This window comes from Streptomyces sp. IMTB 2501, from assembly GCF_001953885.1.
In the GTDB taxonomy this organism is placed as follows: Bacteria; Actinomycetota; Actinomycetes; order Streptomycetales; family Streptomycetaceae; genus Streptomyces.
Window position 1 is genome coordinate 40,564 of sequence record NZ_MQUS01000005.1, and the last position, 13,722, is coordinate 54,285.

A 13,722-nucleotide genomic window follows, 5' to 3' on the forward strand; every position below is an offset into this window, starting at 1 on the left:
CCCCGGACAGAGCCGCTGCAGCGGGCGGACCTATCCGCCGTCACGTCTCCGTGCGGTACATCAGGTCCGTCTCGTACGTGGTGAAGCCCAGTCGTTCGTACACCGACACGGCCGCCTGGTTGTCGGCGTCGACGTAGAGCATCGCGGTCGGGAGTTGCTGGTCGGCCAGGTGGCGGAGCCCGATCGTGGTGAGGGACTTGCCGAGGCCGCCGCCCTGGTCGCCGGGGCGGACGCCGAGGACGTAGACCTCGCCGAGGCCCTCCTCGGCGTGCGCCTTGGTCCAGTGGAAGCCGATCAACTCCCCGCGCCGCTCGGCGAGGAAGAACCCGGCCGGGTCGAACCACGGCTCGGCCTTGCGGTCGTCGAGGTCCCGCTGGGTCAGCGAGCCCTGCTCCGGGTGGTGGGCGAAGGCGGCCGCGTTGACCGCGAGCCAGGCCGTGTCGTCCTTGCCGGGCACGAAGGTGCGCACGGTCACGCCCTCCGGCAGCACCGGGTCGGGCAGGTTCAGATCGCTCAACGGGCGCCGCATCTGCCGCAGTTCGCGGAACAGCGTCAGGCCGAGCACCTGGGCGAGATGCCGGGCGGCCGGATGCCCGCCGTGCGCCCACACCCGCAGCCGCTTGCCGGAGGCGGCGAGCAGCGCCGCGCCGAGTGCCCTGCCGTGCCCGTGCCCGCGGTGCGCGGGGTGGACGACGAGTTCGGCGGCCGGTGCCTCCACCGGGTCGGTGTCCTCCAGCTGGGCGTAGCCGACGAGTTCGTCGCCGACGGTCAGCAGCAGATGCGAGACGCCCTCGCGGGCACCCCCGCGCAGCTGCAGCCGGCCCTGCTCGGACACCGGCTGCTGCCCGTCGACCCCGGCGGCCTCGGCGAGCAGGGCCAGCACGGCCTCGGCCCGGTCCGGGGTGAGCGCGGAGTGGGTCTCGATGGAGCGGGCGGGGAAGGCTCGTACGGTGTCGTCGCTGCTCATGCGTAGAGGGTACGGCAGGCCTCCCGTAAAACCTATGTGAATGGCGGTTCGGTTCCGCAATGTCCCTGTGAATTACTCACAGGGCTCTTTAATTGAGGTCTCATCGGAATTCACTCTTTTTGGCCCTTGGGTGCCCTAATGTTTTCCGTGTCGAAAGCGAAAGACGCGGACGGCGCAGCAGAGAGAAGCGAACAGAGAGGGAACGGCCATGAGCTTCCACAAGATTGTCCCGGTGAATAAGGACCGCAAGCCCGCCCCGGCCCCGAAGCCCCGCAAGTACGAGCCGAAGAAGCGCGAGCCCAGGCGCCCGGTGGGTCACAAGTAATCCCGCCATAAAAGCAAGCTGGGTATAAACCAAGAATCAGGAAGGGGAATTCCATGTCTTTCCACAAGCTCGCCCCCATCGGCAAGAAGCACTGCAAGCCCGGCCCGGCGCCGAAGAAGCCGGCACCGAAGAAGCCCGCGCCGCGGCGCCGCCCGGTCGGAGACAAGGGCTGAGACAAGGGCTGAGTCAAGGACTGAGCCAGACCGTCGTGAGGCGGGGTCACCGGTTATCGCGTGGTCGCACCGGTGGCCCCGCCTCCGCCGTGTTCGAAGCCGTGTCCACGGCTGTGGAAAGGAATTGCCGATGCTGAGGGAAGCCCGCGAGGCCTTCCGCCGGTTCTGGCCGCTGACCCGCGGGGACCGCAGGTGGCTCTGGGCGATCACCGGCTGCGTGGTCGTGGCCGCGCTCGCCGAGACCGCCGCGATCCTGCTGTTCGCCCAGCTGACGGACCACGCCCTCAAGACCGGCCGGCTGTCCGCCTTCTGGGGGCCGGCCGGTGCCTGGCTCGGCGTGGCCGCGCTCGCCGCGTTCGTCGGCTATCTCGGCAACTCCCTGGCCACCTGGACCGCGGAGAGGTTCGTGCTGCGCCTGCGTGCGGCCGTCTTCCGCCATGTCCAGGACCTGCCCCCGCACTTCTTCCAGCGCCACCGACAGGGCGACCTGGTCGAACGGCTCACCGGAGACATCGAGTCCATCGAGCAGCTGGTGGTCTCGGGCGTCGTGGGCGCCGTATCGGCAGCCTTCTCCGCCGTCTTCTACGCCATCGCCGCCTTCTGGCTGCGCTGGGACCTGGCGGTGGCCACCTTCGTCCTCGCGCCGCTGTTCCTGCTCGCCGCGCGCCGCTTCTCCGGCCGTATCGAGCAGACCTCGCGTGCCGAGCGGGTCGCCGACGGCGCGATCACCTCGGTGGTGGAGGAGTCGCTCGGCAACATCGTCCTCACCCAGGCCTACAACCGGCGCGCCGACGAGGAGCGGCGGTTGGAGCGCGAGGCGCGCGCCTGGATGCGGGCCAGTGTGCGCTGGGCGCGGCTGAGCGAGATGTACGCGCAGTTCGTCGAGGTCGTCGAGACGCTGTGCGTGCTCGCGGTGATCGGCCTGGGCGTGTGGGAGATCTCCGCCGGCCGGATGACCCTCGGCCGGCTGCTCGCGTTCGCCGCCTTCCTCGGCTACCTCTACCCGCCGGTCCGCAACCTCGGCCAGCTCGGCCTGACCGTCACCGCGGCCACCGCCGGCGCCCGCCGCATCGGCGAGATCCTGGACGCCGAGCCCGCCGTCACCGACCCCGCCGTCCCCGTCCCCGCGTGGCCCGTACACGGCCGGGTCGGCTTCCACCAGGTCTCCTTCCGCTACCCGGGCTCCGCGCGCGCCTCGCTCCGGGACGTCGAACTCACCGCCTGTCCGGGTGAGTTGGTGATCGTCACGGGGGCGAGCGGCGCCGGCAAGTCCACCCTCGCCAAGCTCCTCTCCCGCTTCTACGACCCCTCGGCCGGCGTGATCACCCTGGACGGCGTACCGCTCGGGGACCTGTCCCTGCACTTCCTGCGCGAGCAGATCGCCCTGCTGCCGCAGCAGACCCTGGTCCTCAACGGCACGATCCGCGAGAACATCGCCTGCGGCCGCCCCGGCGCGACGGACACGGAGATCGGGCAGGCGGCGCGGGACGCGGCGGCGCACGACTTCATCACCGCGCTCCCCGACGGCTACGACACCCCCATCGCCCCCGGCACCGCCGCCCTCTCCGGCGGTCAGCTGCAGCGCATCGCCATCGCCCGCGCGATGCTGCGCGCGGCCCCGGTCCTCGTCCTGGACGAGCCGACGGCGGGCCTGGACGCGGTCGCCGCCCGCCAGGTGGTCCAGCCCCTGCGCCGCCTGATGTCCGGCCGTACGACCATCATGATCACCCACGATCTGTCCCTCGCCCCCGACGCCGACCGCATCCTGGTCATCGACCGCGGTCGGCTGGTGGAGACGGGCACCCACGAGGAACTCCTGGCGCGGGGCGGCGCGTACGCGCGACTGGCGCTGCCGCTGCCTCAGGCGGCGGCGGCACCGCCGCCGGAGGGCGAGGACACGCTGATCCTCGGATGGTGAGGACGCTCAGGTGCTCTCAGGTGGTCTTCTTCCGGTCGAACCAGATCGTCGCCAGCGTCGGCACCAGCCCCGCCCAGAAGACGATCCGCGGCACCGCCCGCTCGGTCCACGGCACCTGGCTGATGACCAGCGCACACAGCACGGCCCAGGCGGCCTGGCCGAGGACGATCCGGGGCCAGCGGCGGCGGTGGATCAGGGAGCGGAGGTTGTAGCGGACGCCGGTCCGCAGCCGGCGGTAGCGCAGCAGCGCGCCGACGGCCCAGAGGGCGCCGACGGGCACGAAGTACCACAGCCGCTGGCCGAGGGGGACGGGCAGCGCGTGAGGGACCTGGCCGTCCTTGGTCCACAGGTCGAGCAGCACACCGGCGAGCCCCAGACTGAGCAGGGCGATCCAGCGCACCCCGCGCAGCAGCCGGTAGGAGGCGTGGTCCAGGCCTTGCTGAAGGGGTGCCGAGTGCGGGGTGGCGGCGAGGGCGTCGGCGTAGAGGGTGGCGGCCTCGGCGGCCTTGACGCCGGGGGCGGTGGCGGCCTGCTCGGTCCGCCGGGCCAGCGCCTCGGCGTGGTTGGGGTCGAGCCGGAGGATGGCCCGGTCCATCTCGTCGCGGACGGCCTGGTCACCGCTCATTCTGGCGATGCCCCAGCGCACCTCGTACGGGAAGACCTCCTCAGGCGCCAACCGTATTGCGGTGAGGGCCAGTTCGTCCGACTCGCGGAGGAAGCCGGCCAGTGCTTCCTGGGTGACCGAGCCGCCGTTGGCGTGCCCGAACCGCAGCGAGCGGATGCGGTACAGCCAGTTGGCGAGCAGCGCGTACCCGTACCAGTATTCGGGCGCGAGGCGGATGGCCTCGCGCAGGACGTCCTCGGTCTCCAGGAACCGGCCCACGACTCGCAGCGCGCGGGCGTGCTGGATGAGCGCTCCGACGTGCCCGGGATCGACGGCCAGCGCCCGCTCGGTCGCCTCCAGCGCCTGGTCCGCCTCGTTCTCCACGGCCAGATGGCAGCTCGCGAGCCGGACCCAGGCGCCGGTGTCCTCCGCGTCCTCGGCGAGCCGCTGCCCGAGCACCGCCTTGGCCTCGTCGTAGCGCCGCAGGTCGTACAGCACGTCGGCCCGCTCCAGGGCCGGGTGCAGTGTGCTGCTCACAGCTTCCGCCGCTTCTTCAGATAGGCGATGAGGTCGTCGTACATGCCGCCCTCGTTGGCGAACATCGCCACGTTGCGGGCGGCGGCGAACCACGGCTCGGTGGACGGTACGACCTCTTTCGCCGCTCCCAGCAGATCCTTCATGCCGATCATGCGTACGGTCCCGGACCGGGCGGAGTCGAGCAGCGCGCGCTCGGCGGCGGCCTCGCACACATGGGCCAGGTCGGCTCCGGAGAGCCCGTCGGTGGCCTTGGCGAGCTTGCCCAGGTCGACGTTCTCGATGGGCCGGTCCCGCAGGTGGTAGCGGAGGATCGCCTCACGGGCCGGTGCGTCGGGCGGCAGCACGAGCAGGGTGCGGTCCAGTCGCCCCGGCCGCCGCAGCGCGTTGTCGACGTCCCAGGGCACATTGGTGGCGGCGAGCACGAACACGCCGTCGTTGGCACCTGCGTCGATCCCGTCCAACTCGGTCAGCAGCTGATTGACGGTGTTGCGCATGCCGCCGTGCAGGGTGCGGCTGCGCTTGGCGCCGAGGGCGTCCAGCTCGTCGAGGAAGACGACGCAGGGCGCCTGCCGACGGGCGGTCTGGAAGATCTCGTGCATGTTGCGCTCGGAGTTGCCGGTCCACATGTCGAGCACGTCGCTGACCGACACGGACAGGAACGACGCCCCGAGTTCACCGGCGACGGCCCGCGCGATGAACGTCTTTCCGCATCCGGGCGGCCCGTACAGCAGGAGTCCGCCGCGCAGGCTCTTCCCGTACAGCTTCTGCAGCTCGGGATTGCGAAGAGGCGCGAGAAAGGCGGCCTCCAGCCGGTCCTTCACCTCATGCATCCCACCGACGTCGGCGAGCCGCAGACCCCCGGGCCTCTCGACGTCCCAGGCCTCCGCGTCCCCGGGGTCGTCGCCCCCATCCGCCCGCACGGGCGCCTCCGCCTCGACGAACCGCGGCGGTACGACGTCACCGATCTGCTCTTCGGCGGCTTCCCAGTCGAAACCGGGGCGCTGTGCGGGCGGGGCGGGCCGCTGGGCCGGGGCGGGCTGCGAGGCCGAGGGGGCCTCCGGTGCGGCGGGGGTCTCCGGTGCGGCGGGGGCCGGCTGCTGGGGCAGACCCATGGCCCGGGTCATGAGCTGTCGCGCCTGCGCGTCACCCGGCGCGTGCTGCAGGGCGACGGCCGCCTCGGCGACCGCGGCCTCCGACTGGCCCTCGTTCAGGAGGAGTTCGGCCAGATGCAGTCGCAGCGGCACATCGGCGGGCGCGGCGGCGACGGCCGTACGCAGGCTCTGGATCAGAGGAGAGTCTTCCGGCATGGGCTCAAGCCTACGGAGCCGCTATGCGCTCACTTCCGCTTGGGCCCGGTGATGGCCTCACCGATGACGAATCCCTTGGCGGGACCTTCGGGGATGGTGATCTCGGTGCCGTAGGGGACACGGTGGATGTCCTCCCAGTCGGCCTTGTCGGGACGGGGAACGGTGAAGAGGGTGACGGCGCCCTGACCGTCGTAGTCGTCGATGAGTACGTAGACGGGGATGCCGGCGCGGGCGTACTCCCGGCGCTTTCGCATGCGGTCGCGTTCCAGGTTGCGGTGGCCGGGGGAGGCCACTTCCACGACGAGGGAGACAGCTGAAGCGGCTACGCCCAGTCCTTCCTCGTCAGCGTGCGGCTCCAGGTCTTCGGGTGCGATCAGGACGTCCGAGATCCACGCCTTGAGCCCGTGGACGACGTTGGTGTCCTGATATGCAGCATGCTCTCCCTCGCCCAGGAACCGCACCAGCCTGTTGCGGAGGCGGTTGACGATCTGGGCGTGGGAAAGGCGACCGGTGGGCGACACCTCGATGGCTCCCTCAATGATCTCAGCGCGGTAGCCCTCGGGGAGTTCCATGGCCTTCCACGCCAGCCACAGGACCTCGTCCAGGTCGGGTACGTTCTGGGATTCAGCCGGAGCCTCGGACATGGTCTCGGGCCTCTCATGTGCGAGAGCTGGCACCTCCTCCTCAAGTGTGGGCTGGGTCGGGCAGCGACACAAGCAACGCGATCACGCTGGACGCGACAGTGGATATGACCGGAGAAAATGACAGGCGATCACCCGTTCGAGCGACAGTCGAAATGGTCAGCCGTCTGTACTCGACCGGGTCCCACGGCTGACCGCGACGCGGAGTACTTCCTCCAGCGACTCCGAGGCCCGCGTCAGAGCGAAGCGCACGGCCATTTCCCCCGCTGTCCTGTCCGCGAGTACGGCCTTCGCTCCGGCCAGCACCTGCCTCCACGTCATCGGCGAGGAGGGAGAGGCGGCTGTGGTCGCTGTCGGTGCTGAGGTAGCAGGGCTTGCCCTCCGGGGTGCTCCAGGGCAGGAGACGGAGTCCGTCACTCACGTGAAGACTTCCACTTCGTGGAGGTACGGGCGTACGAGCGGGGTGTCGTACCAAAAGAGGTGTGCTTCGGTGTCGCGGCGGCGGATGGGGTGTGTGGTCAATAGCGAGTCCGCGTCTTGCAGTTGGGCCGGGGACGCGCGGCGGCGGCCCCGGGCGGGAAGCAGTGCCCGGATGAGCAGAAGCAGCAGCGATTCGATGACTCCGGCGATACGTGCGCGCACGTCGAAGCTCCTTGAGCGGCAGGGGGGTTGGCGAGCGGTGATTACCGTTCGTGCCCTGATCGTCACAGCTGCGGCGTACGCTGCGGAAGAGGTTCGGTGTTGCCTGGGGCGCCAGGCAACGGGGAGGGGTGACGTGGTCGAAGACGTTGACGCGAAGCCGGTTTCCGGGCGGGCCATGCTGGGGCAGACGCTGCGGGTGCTGCGCGAGAAGGCCGGGAAGTCGCTGGGGCAGCTGGCTGAGGAGACCGGGTACGACAAGAGCTACTTGAGTCGGTTGGAGTCCGGGGAGCGACTGTCCAAGGTGACCGTCATGGAGGACCTGGACGGGTATTACGGCACCGGTGACCTGCTGGTATGCCTCTGGAAGGCGACTCGGCTGGACGCGTTCAAGGACCAGTACAAGGAGTACATGGGACTGGAGGCGACGGCGCGGATCATGTGGCTGTTCTCGCCGGGGATTCCAGGGCTCTTACAGACCGAGGACTTTGCTCGCGGGGTGTTGTCTGGGGCTCAGACAACAGCTGACGGCGACGAGGCCGTCGAGGAGCAAGTGGCGGCACGGCTCGGGCGGCAGTACCTCCTGACGCAGAAGCCGGAGCCCGAAGTCCGGGTCGTCATGGACGAGTTCGCGCTCCGACGCCCTGCTGCGCGGGGCAAGGCCTGGCATGATCAGTTGCTCCATCTTGAGACTGCCGCGCTGTGGCCCAACGTGACGCTCCAAGTACTGCCCTTTTCCGCGGGAGCGCACCACCATATGACCGGGTCGCTGACGCTGCTCTGGCAGAGGGACGGCAGTGCTGTTGCCTACAAGGAGGGCAACGGTTGCAGTCGGTTGATCGAAGATCCGGACGAAGTACTGCGGCAACGACTGTCCTACGATCGGCTCCGCGACCTGGCGCAGTCCCCGTCGGACTCGCTCACGTTCATCAGGGACGTACTGGAGGAGCACAGATCATGACGCGCACCCCCGATCTCAGCACCGCCCTGTGGTGCAAGTCCAGCTACAGCGAAGGGGGAGCGAACGACTGCGTCGAAGTCGCCGACGGCTACCCCGGCGTCGTCCCCGTCCGCGACAGCAAGATCCCGTCGACCCGCCCGCTGATCTTCTCGGCGACGTCCTGGGGCGCCTTCGTGCGCGGCGTGAAGGAGACGGCGTGATCTTCGCCCCCGGCACCGCCGTGTGGCGCAAGTCGAGCTACAGCGATGGGGGAGACAACGACTGCGTCGAGGTCGCCGATGGCTACCCCGGCATCGTCCCCGTCCGCGACAGCAAGACCCCCGCGTCCCGCCCGTTGGTCTTCTCGGCCGCCTCCTGGTCGGCGTTCGTGAGGACGCTGTAGGCGGCCGGTCGCCTCTCAATTCTCCAGCAGCGCGGGCCAGTTCTGGTCGGCTGCCCACTCCGCGAAGGTCGTCCAGCCGACCTCCGGGTATGCCCGGCGCAGAGCAGGGACGTCGACGTCGAGGCCTGTGGTGGTGAAGTACGCGAACATCGCCGCCAGGTCCGCGGAGTGGGTGCGGACGTGGTCGAGGGCGACCTCCTGGTGGGTGATCGGGTGGCCCGTGGCGGTGGTGAGGGTGGCCGCGATCCCGGCCGGGGTGCGGGTGTCCGAGGCTATGTCGATACGGCGGCCCACGAATTCCCTCCGGCGGCTGAAGGTCAGCGCGGCGAACGCGCCGATGTCCGCGGCGGGGATCAGGGCGAAGGGCCGGTCCGCGGGCATGGGCCAGCCGAGGACGCCCTCGCGCAGTCCGGCCAGGGTCCAGCCGGTGGCGTAGTTGTCCATGAAGGCGGCCGGGGCGATCACCGTCCAGGGCACGTCGGATGTGCGCAGATGCCGCTCGATCTCGTACTTGCTCTCGTAGTGCGGGATGCCGGTGCCGCGGTCGGCGTGGGCGGCGGAGGTGAGGACGACGTGGCCGAGGCGGGCGGCCGCGGCGGCTTCGACGAGGGTTCTGCCCTGCCGGACCTCGGTTGCCGTGTCGGTGCCGAAGGGGGTCGTGACCGCGAAGAGCGCGTCCGCGCCGGTGAGGGCCGCGTCGAGCGAGTCGCGGTCGTCGAAGTCGGCGTGGCGGATCTCGGCGCCTAGAGCGCGCAGAGCGTCGGCGGCCGGTGAGTCGGGGCGTCGGGTCAGGGCGCGGACATGGTGGCCGGCGGCCCAGAGGGCGCGGGCGGTGGCTCCCCCCTGGGTGCCGGTGGCGCCGGTGACGGCGACGGTGAGCATGGTTCTCCCCTTGGTGGCTTGGGTGGCTGTCTGGGCAGGTAAGATTGCTGCATGACGCATTGACTGCGTCACGCAGTAGATAGTATCGGGAATTCTGCTGTGTCGCGCAGTGATTTTTGGAGGCGAGTCAAATGGCGGACGAGACAGAACCGTGCCGGGAGCGGCTGTACGAGGAGCTGTCGGCCGAGTCACGCCGCTATCTCGCGTCCTACGTGCTGTTCAACCAGGCCGTCGCCGACCATCTCGGCCTGCACCCGACCGACGTACAGGCGCTCAGCCTGCTGACCGTCGAGCCCGAGCCGCTCACCGTCCGGCAGATCGCCGACATGACCGGCCTCACCACGGGTTCGGCCACCCGGCTGGTGGACCGGCTCGAACGCGGCGGTTATGTGGCCCGTACGCCGGATGCGCGGGACCGCCGCCGGGTGCTGGTCACTCCGGTGCCGGAGCGCCTCGCGCGCGTCACCGCGGTGTGGGACGAGCTGGGCCGCACCTGGCAGACGCTGCTCGACGAGCACAGCGAGGACGAACTGAAGGCGATCACCCGCCATATGCGCCGGGCGAACGACCTGAGTCGCACCCAGATCCAGCACCTGCGCACCCTGCCCAAGCCGGACTGAGCCGACCGCGTCGAGGTGGCCCCGCTCAGCCGGCCGACGGCTCCGGTGTCTCCGGTGGCGGTGTCGGCGCGCCCGGCAGCCGTACCGTCGCCACCGTGCCGCCGCCGTCCGCGGGGGACAGCGTGACCTCGCCGCCCGCCTGCTGGATCGTACGTGCCACGATGGACAGGCCGAGGCCGGAGCCCGGCAGGGCGCGGGCGCTGGGGGAGCGCCAGAAGCGGTCGAAGACGTGCGGGAGTTCGTCCTCGGGGACGCCGGGGCCGTGGTCGCGGACGGTCAGGACGCCCTTGGTGAGCCGCACCTCGACCGTGCCGTTGCCGGGGCTGAACTTCACCGCGTTGTCGAGGATGTTGACGACCGCCCGCTCCAGCGCGGAGAGCTCCGCCCGGACGTACCAGGGCTCCAGATCCGCCGTGATCGTCAGCTCCGGGCCGCGCAGCCGGGCGCGGCGCAGGGCCGCCTCGACAGTGTCCTGGAACGACACCACCTGGACGCGCTCGCCCCGCTCCCCCTCCGAGCGGGACAGCTCCTGCAAGTCGCCGATCAGTGAGGCCAGTTCGGTCATCTGGGCCTTCACCGAGGACAGCAGGGCCTTGCGGTCCTCCGGCGGGAGCGGCCGGCCCGTCTCCTCGCTGCGGGTGAGGAGTTCGATGTTCGTCCGCAACGACGTCAGGGGCGTCCGCAGCTCATGGCCTGCGTCGGCGATCAGCTGCTGCTGGAGATCGCGGGAGCTGGCCAGGGCGGTGGTCATCGAGTTGAAGGAACGGGAGAGGCGGGCGATCTCGTCGTCGCTGTCGTCCTCCACCGGGATCCGGACGGCCAGGTCCTCGGTCCGCGCCACGTGTTCCACGGCCTCGGTCAGTTTGTCGACGGGCCGCAGCCCCGCCCGGGCCACGGCGAGACCGGCGGCGCCGGCTCCTATGACGCCGATGCCGGAGACGAGCAGCAGGACGAGCGCGAGCTCGTTGAGGGTCTTCTCGGTGTTCGCGAGCGGGACGGCCGTCATCCAGGCGGCACCCGGATACGACTGGAGCCCGGTGTCCGTGGCGACCACGAGCGGCATGGTGAGCACTCGGACGGGGTTGCCGTCGGTGTCCGTACCGTTGCGGAGAATGCCGCCCTGGCTGGTGTCGCGCCCGACGATCGCCCGGTCGGCCGAGGTGGTCCGCACCACGCCCGGGGAGCCCGACGAGACACAGGCCGTGCCGTCCGCCTTGATCAACTGCGAGTAGATGGTGTTGTGCGCCGGCCAGCCGCCGGAGGACTCCGTCGGCTTCTGCGGGCAGGCCGCCAGCAGGTCGAGCACCTGTCCGGCGTGCACGGGGCGCTGCGACGAGTTCTGCAGATCCTTGTCGACCAGGTCGTACAGCTTGCCCTGCACGATGAACCAGCAGGTCACCGAGACCGCCGCCACCGCGAACGCCACCGCCGCCGCGACCAGCATCGCCAGCCGGGCCCGGATCGGCAGCGCGCGGTAGCGCCGCAGCAGCCTGCTCACTCGGCGCCGCCCTGGCGCAGGACGTACCCCACGCCCCGCACCGTGTGCACGAGCCGCGGCTCGCCGCCGGCCTCGGTCTTGCGGCGCAGGTACATGACGTAGACGTCCAGGGAGTTCGAGCTCGGCTCGAAGTCGAAGCCCCAGACCGCCTTGAGGATCTGCTCGCGGGTGAGGACCTGGCGCGGGTGCGCCATGAACATCTCCAGCAGGGTGAACTCCGTGCGGGTCAGTTCGACCTGGCGGCCGCCCCGGGTGACCTCGCGGGTCGCGAGGTCCATGCGCAGGTCGGCGAAGGTCAGTGCCTCGTCCTTCTGGGCCTGGGCCGACACCGCGGCCGCGTACGAGCTGCGGCGCAGGAGTGCTCGGATCCGGGCGAAGAGTTCGTCCAGCTCGAAGGGCTTGACCAGGTAGTCGTCGGCGCCCGCGTCGAGTCCGGTGACCCGGTCGCCGACGGTGTCGCGGGCCGTGAGCATGAGGATCGGGGTGGTGTCGCCGGCGCCGCGGATACGGCGGGCCGCCGTCAGGCCGTCCATGCGGGGCATCTGGATGTCCAGTACGACCAGGTCCGGCTTGTAGACGGTGGCCTTCTCCAGCGCGTCCGCGCCGTCGACGGCCACCTCCGTGTCGAACCCGTCGAACGCGAGGCTGCGCTGGAGCGCCTCGCGTACCGCCGGCTCGTCGTCGACGATCAGGATGCGCTGGGGGTCACGGTCGCCTTCGGCGGGGCTCATCGCTCGCGATTCCTCGGGGTGCGGGTGGGTGGAACGGACGGTGCCTCTCAGCCTGCCACGATCGGCGGGCCGGGAGGCACATCGTCGGACTCGGGCCTGGACGGGGCGGGAGGCACACCGCCGGGGTCAGGCCCGGACCGCGGTCAGGCGGTTCAGCGGGACCTTGCGGCGGCGGCTGCGGGTGGCGGAGGTACGCAGGCCCATCAGTTCCGGGAACGTCGCCGCGGCCACCTCGGGTGCGCGGGGCGCCGGCTTGGGTGCGCGGGAGGCCGGCTCGGGCTCGCGGGGTGCCGGGACGGGCGCGTGCAGATCCCGGGTGACCGAGAGGGCCAGGACGATGTCGGCGGGGCCGCGGACGGCGATCTCGTGCGAAACCTTCGTGATCATGACGTACTCCCTGCTGACTGAGGGTGAAGCGTTAGCTGTTGTTGCCCGCCCGCAGCTTGGCCAGGTCGGACTTGACGGTGTTGACGGGGATCGCGAAGCCGAGACCGATGCTGCCCGCGTCCGAGGACGACGAGGACTGCTGACTCGACGAGTACATCGCGGAGTTGATGCCGATGACGTTGCCGCCCGCGTCGATCAGCGCGCCGCCGGAGTTGCCGGGGTTGAGGGACGCGTCGGTCTGGATCGCCTTGTACGTCGTCGTCGACGAACCCGTGTCGCCGTTGAAGTGACGGCCGCCGAACTGGAACGGCCAGTTGCCGTCGCCGCCCTGGTTCTGACCCTGGTTCTCGTCGGTGGAGACGGTCACGTCCCGGTTGAGGGCGGAGACGATACCGCTGGTGACGGTGCCGGTCAGGCCCTCGGGGGAGCCGATCGCGACGACCGAGTCGCCGACCTGGACGCTCGACGAGTTGCCGAGGGACGCGGGTGTCAGACCGGAGGCGCCCTGCAGCTTGATCAGCGCGAGGTCCTTGGAGCTGTCGGTGCCGACGACCTGGGCGGTGTAGCTCTTGCCGTCGCTGGTGCGCACCTTGATGGACTGCGCGCCGGAGATGACGTGGTTGTTGGTGACGATCTCGCCGCCCGAGGTGATGATCACGCCGGAGCCGGTGGACGAGCCGCTGCTGAGGGTGGCCTGGATCTCGACCACGCTCGGGCTGACCGCGGCGGCGATCGCGGCGACGTTGCCCTTCTTGCTGGAGGGCACCACATTGGTGCTCGTGCCGGCGGCGGCGACCGTGTCCTTGCCGGTCAGCTCCTGGAAGGCGTACGCGGTGCCGCCGCCGACCGCCGCAGCGACGATCGCGACGGCCGCGAGGAGGGCGACCGGACCCCGGTTGCGCTTCTTCCGCGGCTCGGGTGCCGGCATGCCGTCCGTCGCAGTCGGGGGCCCGTACGGCGGCGGGGGCGGCCACTCGGGGCTCACGGGAGCGGAGGGGCTAGCGGGAGCGGAGTAGTAGTGCTGCTGCGGGTACTGCTGCGCGTCGTTGCCCTGGGTCTCGGTCATGTCATAGAGAGTCCCCCGCGAACGTGAGAGCTTCCTGAGTGCTCGCTGAGAAGCCCGGCAGAACCTCGTTTGCCCGATATAAAG

The 13,722-nt window shown here is 70.4% G+C and carries 15 protein-coding genes and 1 pseudogene; 5 read left to right on the top strand and 11 right to left on the bottom strand.

The window, feature by feature from the left end:
• Window positions 1-40 precede the first annotated feature (40 nt).
• On the bottom strand, window positions 41-967 hold the full coding sequence (mshD, locus tag AV521_RS10495; protein ID WP_076086869.1) for a mycothiol synthase: 927 nt from the start codon (window positions 965-967) through the stop codon (window positions 41-43).
• 628 nt (window positions 968-1,595) lie between these two features.
• On the opposite strand from mshD, the gene AV521_RS10500 reads away from it, so the two are divergent.
• Window positions 1,596-3,383 (top strand): ABC transporter ATP-binding protein, encoded by a 1,788-nt coding sequence (locus tag AV521_RS10500; protein WP_076086873.1) that lies wholly within the window; start codon window positions 1,596-1,598, stop codon window positions 3,381-3,383.
• A gap of 16 nt (window positions 3,384-3,399) precedes the next feature.
• Here AV521_RS10500 and AV521_RS10505 read toward each other — a convergent pair whose 3' ends face one another.
• The 5 genes and pseudogenes from AV521_RS10505 to AV521_RS48610 all read right to left on the bottom strand — a co-directional run bounded on the left by AV521_RS10505 (window position 3,400) and on the right by AV521_RS48610 (window position 7,114).
• Window positions 3,400-4,524, bottom strand: coding sequence for a tetratricopeptide repeat protein (locus AV521_RS10505; protein ID WP_076086876.1), 1,125 nt, complete (start codon window positions 4,522-4,524; stop codon window positions 3,400-3,402).
• Complete coding sequence (locus tag AV521_RS10510; protein ID WP_076086879.1) at window positions 4,521-5,831, bottom strand: 26S protease regulatory subunit; 1,311 nt, start codon at window positions 5,829-5,831, stop codon at window positions 4,521-4,523. Before AV521_RS10510 ends, AV521_RS10505 begins: the two co-directional genes overlap by 4 nt.
• 29 nt (window positions 5,832-5,860) lie before the next feature.
• A complete protein-coding gene (locus tag AV521_RS10515) occupies window positions 5,861-6,475 on the bottom strand; it encodes a Uma2 family endonuclease (protein WP_076086882.1) in 615 nt (204 codons plus the stop codon).
• A gap of 156 nt (window positions 6,476-6,631) precedes the next feature.
• Window positions 6,632-6,893, bottom strand: a pseudogene (locus tag AV521_RS50665) (hypothetical protein).
• Complete coding sequence (locus AV521_RS48610) at window positions 6,890-7,114, bottom strand: hypothetical protein (protein WP_076086885.1); 225 nt, start codon at window positions 7,112-7,114, stop codon at window positions 6,890-6,892. Before AV521_RS48610 ends, AV521_RS50665 begins: the two are co-directional and overlap by 4 nt.
• Before the next feature lie 133 nt (window positions 7,115-7,247).
• Here AV521_RS48610 and AV521_RS10530 point away from each other — a divergent pair, with 133 nt between their 5' ends.
• From AV521_RS10530 to AV521_RS10540, 3 genes are read left to right on the top strand one after another with little or no spacing between them, the layout of a single operon-like run.
• On the top strand, window positions 7,248-8,072 hold the full coding sequence (locus AV521_RS10530; protein ID WP_256725497.1) for a helix-turn-helix transcriptional regulator: 825 nt from the start codon (window positions 7,248-7,250) through the stop codon (window positions 8,070-8,072).
• Window positions 8,069-8,272, top strand: coding sequence for a DUF397 domain-containing protein (locus AV521_RS10535; RefSeq protein ID WP_076086888.1), 204 nt, complete (start codon window positions 8,069-8,071; stop codon window positions 8,270-8,272). Before AV521_RS10530 ends, AV521_RS10535 begins: the two co-directional genes overlap by 4 nt.
• Entirely contained in the window at window positions 8,272-8,454 is a 183-nt protein-coding gene (locus AV521_RS10540; RefSeq protein WP_076087425.1) for a DUF397 domain-containing protein, read from the top strand. Before AV521_RS10535 ends, AV521_RS10540 begins: the two co-directional genes overlap by 1 nt.
• Before the next feature lie 15 nt (window positions 8,455-8,469).
• On the opposite strand, the gene AV521_RS10545 is transcribed toward AV521_RS10540, so the two are convergent.
• Window positions 8,470-9,336 (bottom strand): NmrA/HSCARG family protein, encoded by an 867-nt coding sequence (locus tag AV521_RS10545; RefSeq protein ID WP_076086891.1) that lies wholly within the window; start codon window positions 9,334-9,336, stop codon window positions 8,470-8,472.
• 131 nt (window positions 9,337-9,467) lie between these two features.
• Between AV521_RS10545 and AV521_RS10550 the strand changes: the two genes are divergently transcribed.
• Window positions 9,468-9,956 carry a MarR family winged helix-turn-helix transcriptional regulator gene (locus AV521_RS10550; RefSeq protein ID WP_076086894.1) on the top strand — a complete coding sequence of 163 codons (489 nt, stop codon included), beginning with the start codon at window positions 9,468-9,470 and terminating at the stop codon, window positions 9,954-9,956.
• A 25-nt stretch (window positions 9,957-9,981) separates the two neighbouring features.
• On the opposite strand, the gene AV521_RS10555 is transcribed toward AV521_RS10550, so the two are convergent.
• The 4 genes from AV521_RS10555 to AV521_RS10570 all read right to left on the bottom strand — a co-directional run bounded on the left by AV521_RS10555 (window position 9,982) and on the right by AV521_RS10570 (window position 13,638).
• Window positions 9,982-11,400, bottom strand: coding sequence for a sensor histidine kinase (locus AV521_RS10555; protein ID WP_371917020.1), 1,419 nt, complete (start codon window positions 11,398-11,400; stop codon window positions 9,982-9,984).
• Window positions 11,401-11,450: 50 nt separating this feature from the next.
• Window positions 11,451-12,185, bottom strand: coding sequence for a response regulator transcription factor (locus tag AV521_RS10560; RefSeq protein ID WP_076086903.1), 735 nt, complete (start codon window positions 12,183-12,185; stop codon window positions 11,451-11,453).
• A 126-nt stretch (window positions 12,186-12,311) separates the two neighbouring features.
• A complete protein-coding gene (locus tag AV521_RS10565; protein WP_076086906.1) occupies window positions 12,312-12,572 on the bottom strand; it encodes a hypothetical protein in 261 nt (86 codons plus the stop codon).
• Window positions 12,573-12,603: 31 nt separating this feature from the next.
• The gene (locus AV521_RS10570; RefSeq protein WP_076086909.1) at window positions 12,604-13,638 is read right to left on the bottom strand and encodes a S1C family serine protease; all 1,035 of its coding nucleotides are present in this window, start codon (window positions 13,636-13,638) and stop codon (window positions 12,604-12,606) included.
• Between the last annotated feature and the right edge of the window lie 84 nt (window positions 13,639-13,722).

Coding starts and splice junctions, on each gene's coding strand:
- AV521_RS10565 (WP_076086906.1), bottom strand. CDS start 12,572: ATGATCACGAAGGTTTCGCACGAGATCGCCGTCCGCGGCCCCGCCGAC.
- AV521_RS10550 (WP_076086894.1), top strand. CDS start 9,468: ATGGCGGACGAGACAGAACCGTGCCGGGAGCGGCTGTACGAGGAGCTG.
- AV521_RS10555 (WP_371917020.1), bottom strand. CDS start 11,400: ATGCTGGTCGCGGCGGCGGTGGCGTTCGCGGTGGCGGCGGTCTCGGTG.
- mshD (WP_076086869.1), bottom strand. CDS start 967: ATGAGCAGCGACGACACCGTACGAGCCTTCCCCGCCCGCTCCATCGAG.
- AV521_RS10500 (WP_076086873.1), top strand. CDS start 1,596: ATGCTGAGGGAAGCCCGCGAGGCCTTCCGCCGGTTCTGGCCGCTGACC.
- AV521_RS10515 (WP_076086882.1), bottom strand. CDS start 6,475: ATGTCCGAGGCTCCGGCTGAATCCCAGAACGTACCCGACCTGGACGAG.
- AV521_RS10545 (WP_076086891.1), bottom strand. CDS start 9,336: ATGCTCACCGTCGCCGTCACCGGCGCCACCGGCACCCAGGGGGGAGCC.
- AV521_RS10560 (WP_076086903.1), bottom strand. CDS start 12,185: ATGAGCCCCGCCGAAGGCGACCGTGACCCCCAGCGCATCCTGATCGTC.
- AV521_RS10535 (WP_076086888.1), top strand. CDS start 8,069: ATGACGCGCACCCCCGATCTCAGCACCGCCCTGTGGTGCAAGTCCAGC.
- AV521_RS10510 (WP_076086879.1), bottom strand. CDS start 5,831: ATGCCGGAAGACTCTCCTCTGATCCAGAGCCTGCGTACGGCCGTCGCC.
- AV521_RS10570 (WP_076086909.1), bottom strand. CDS start 13,638: ATGACCGAGACCCAGGGCAACGACGCGCAGCAGTACCCGCAGCAGCAC.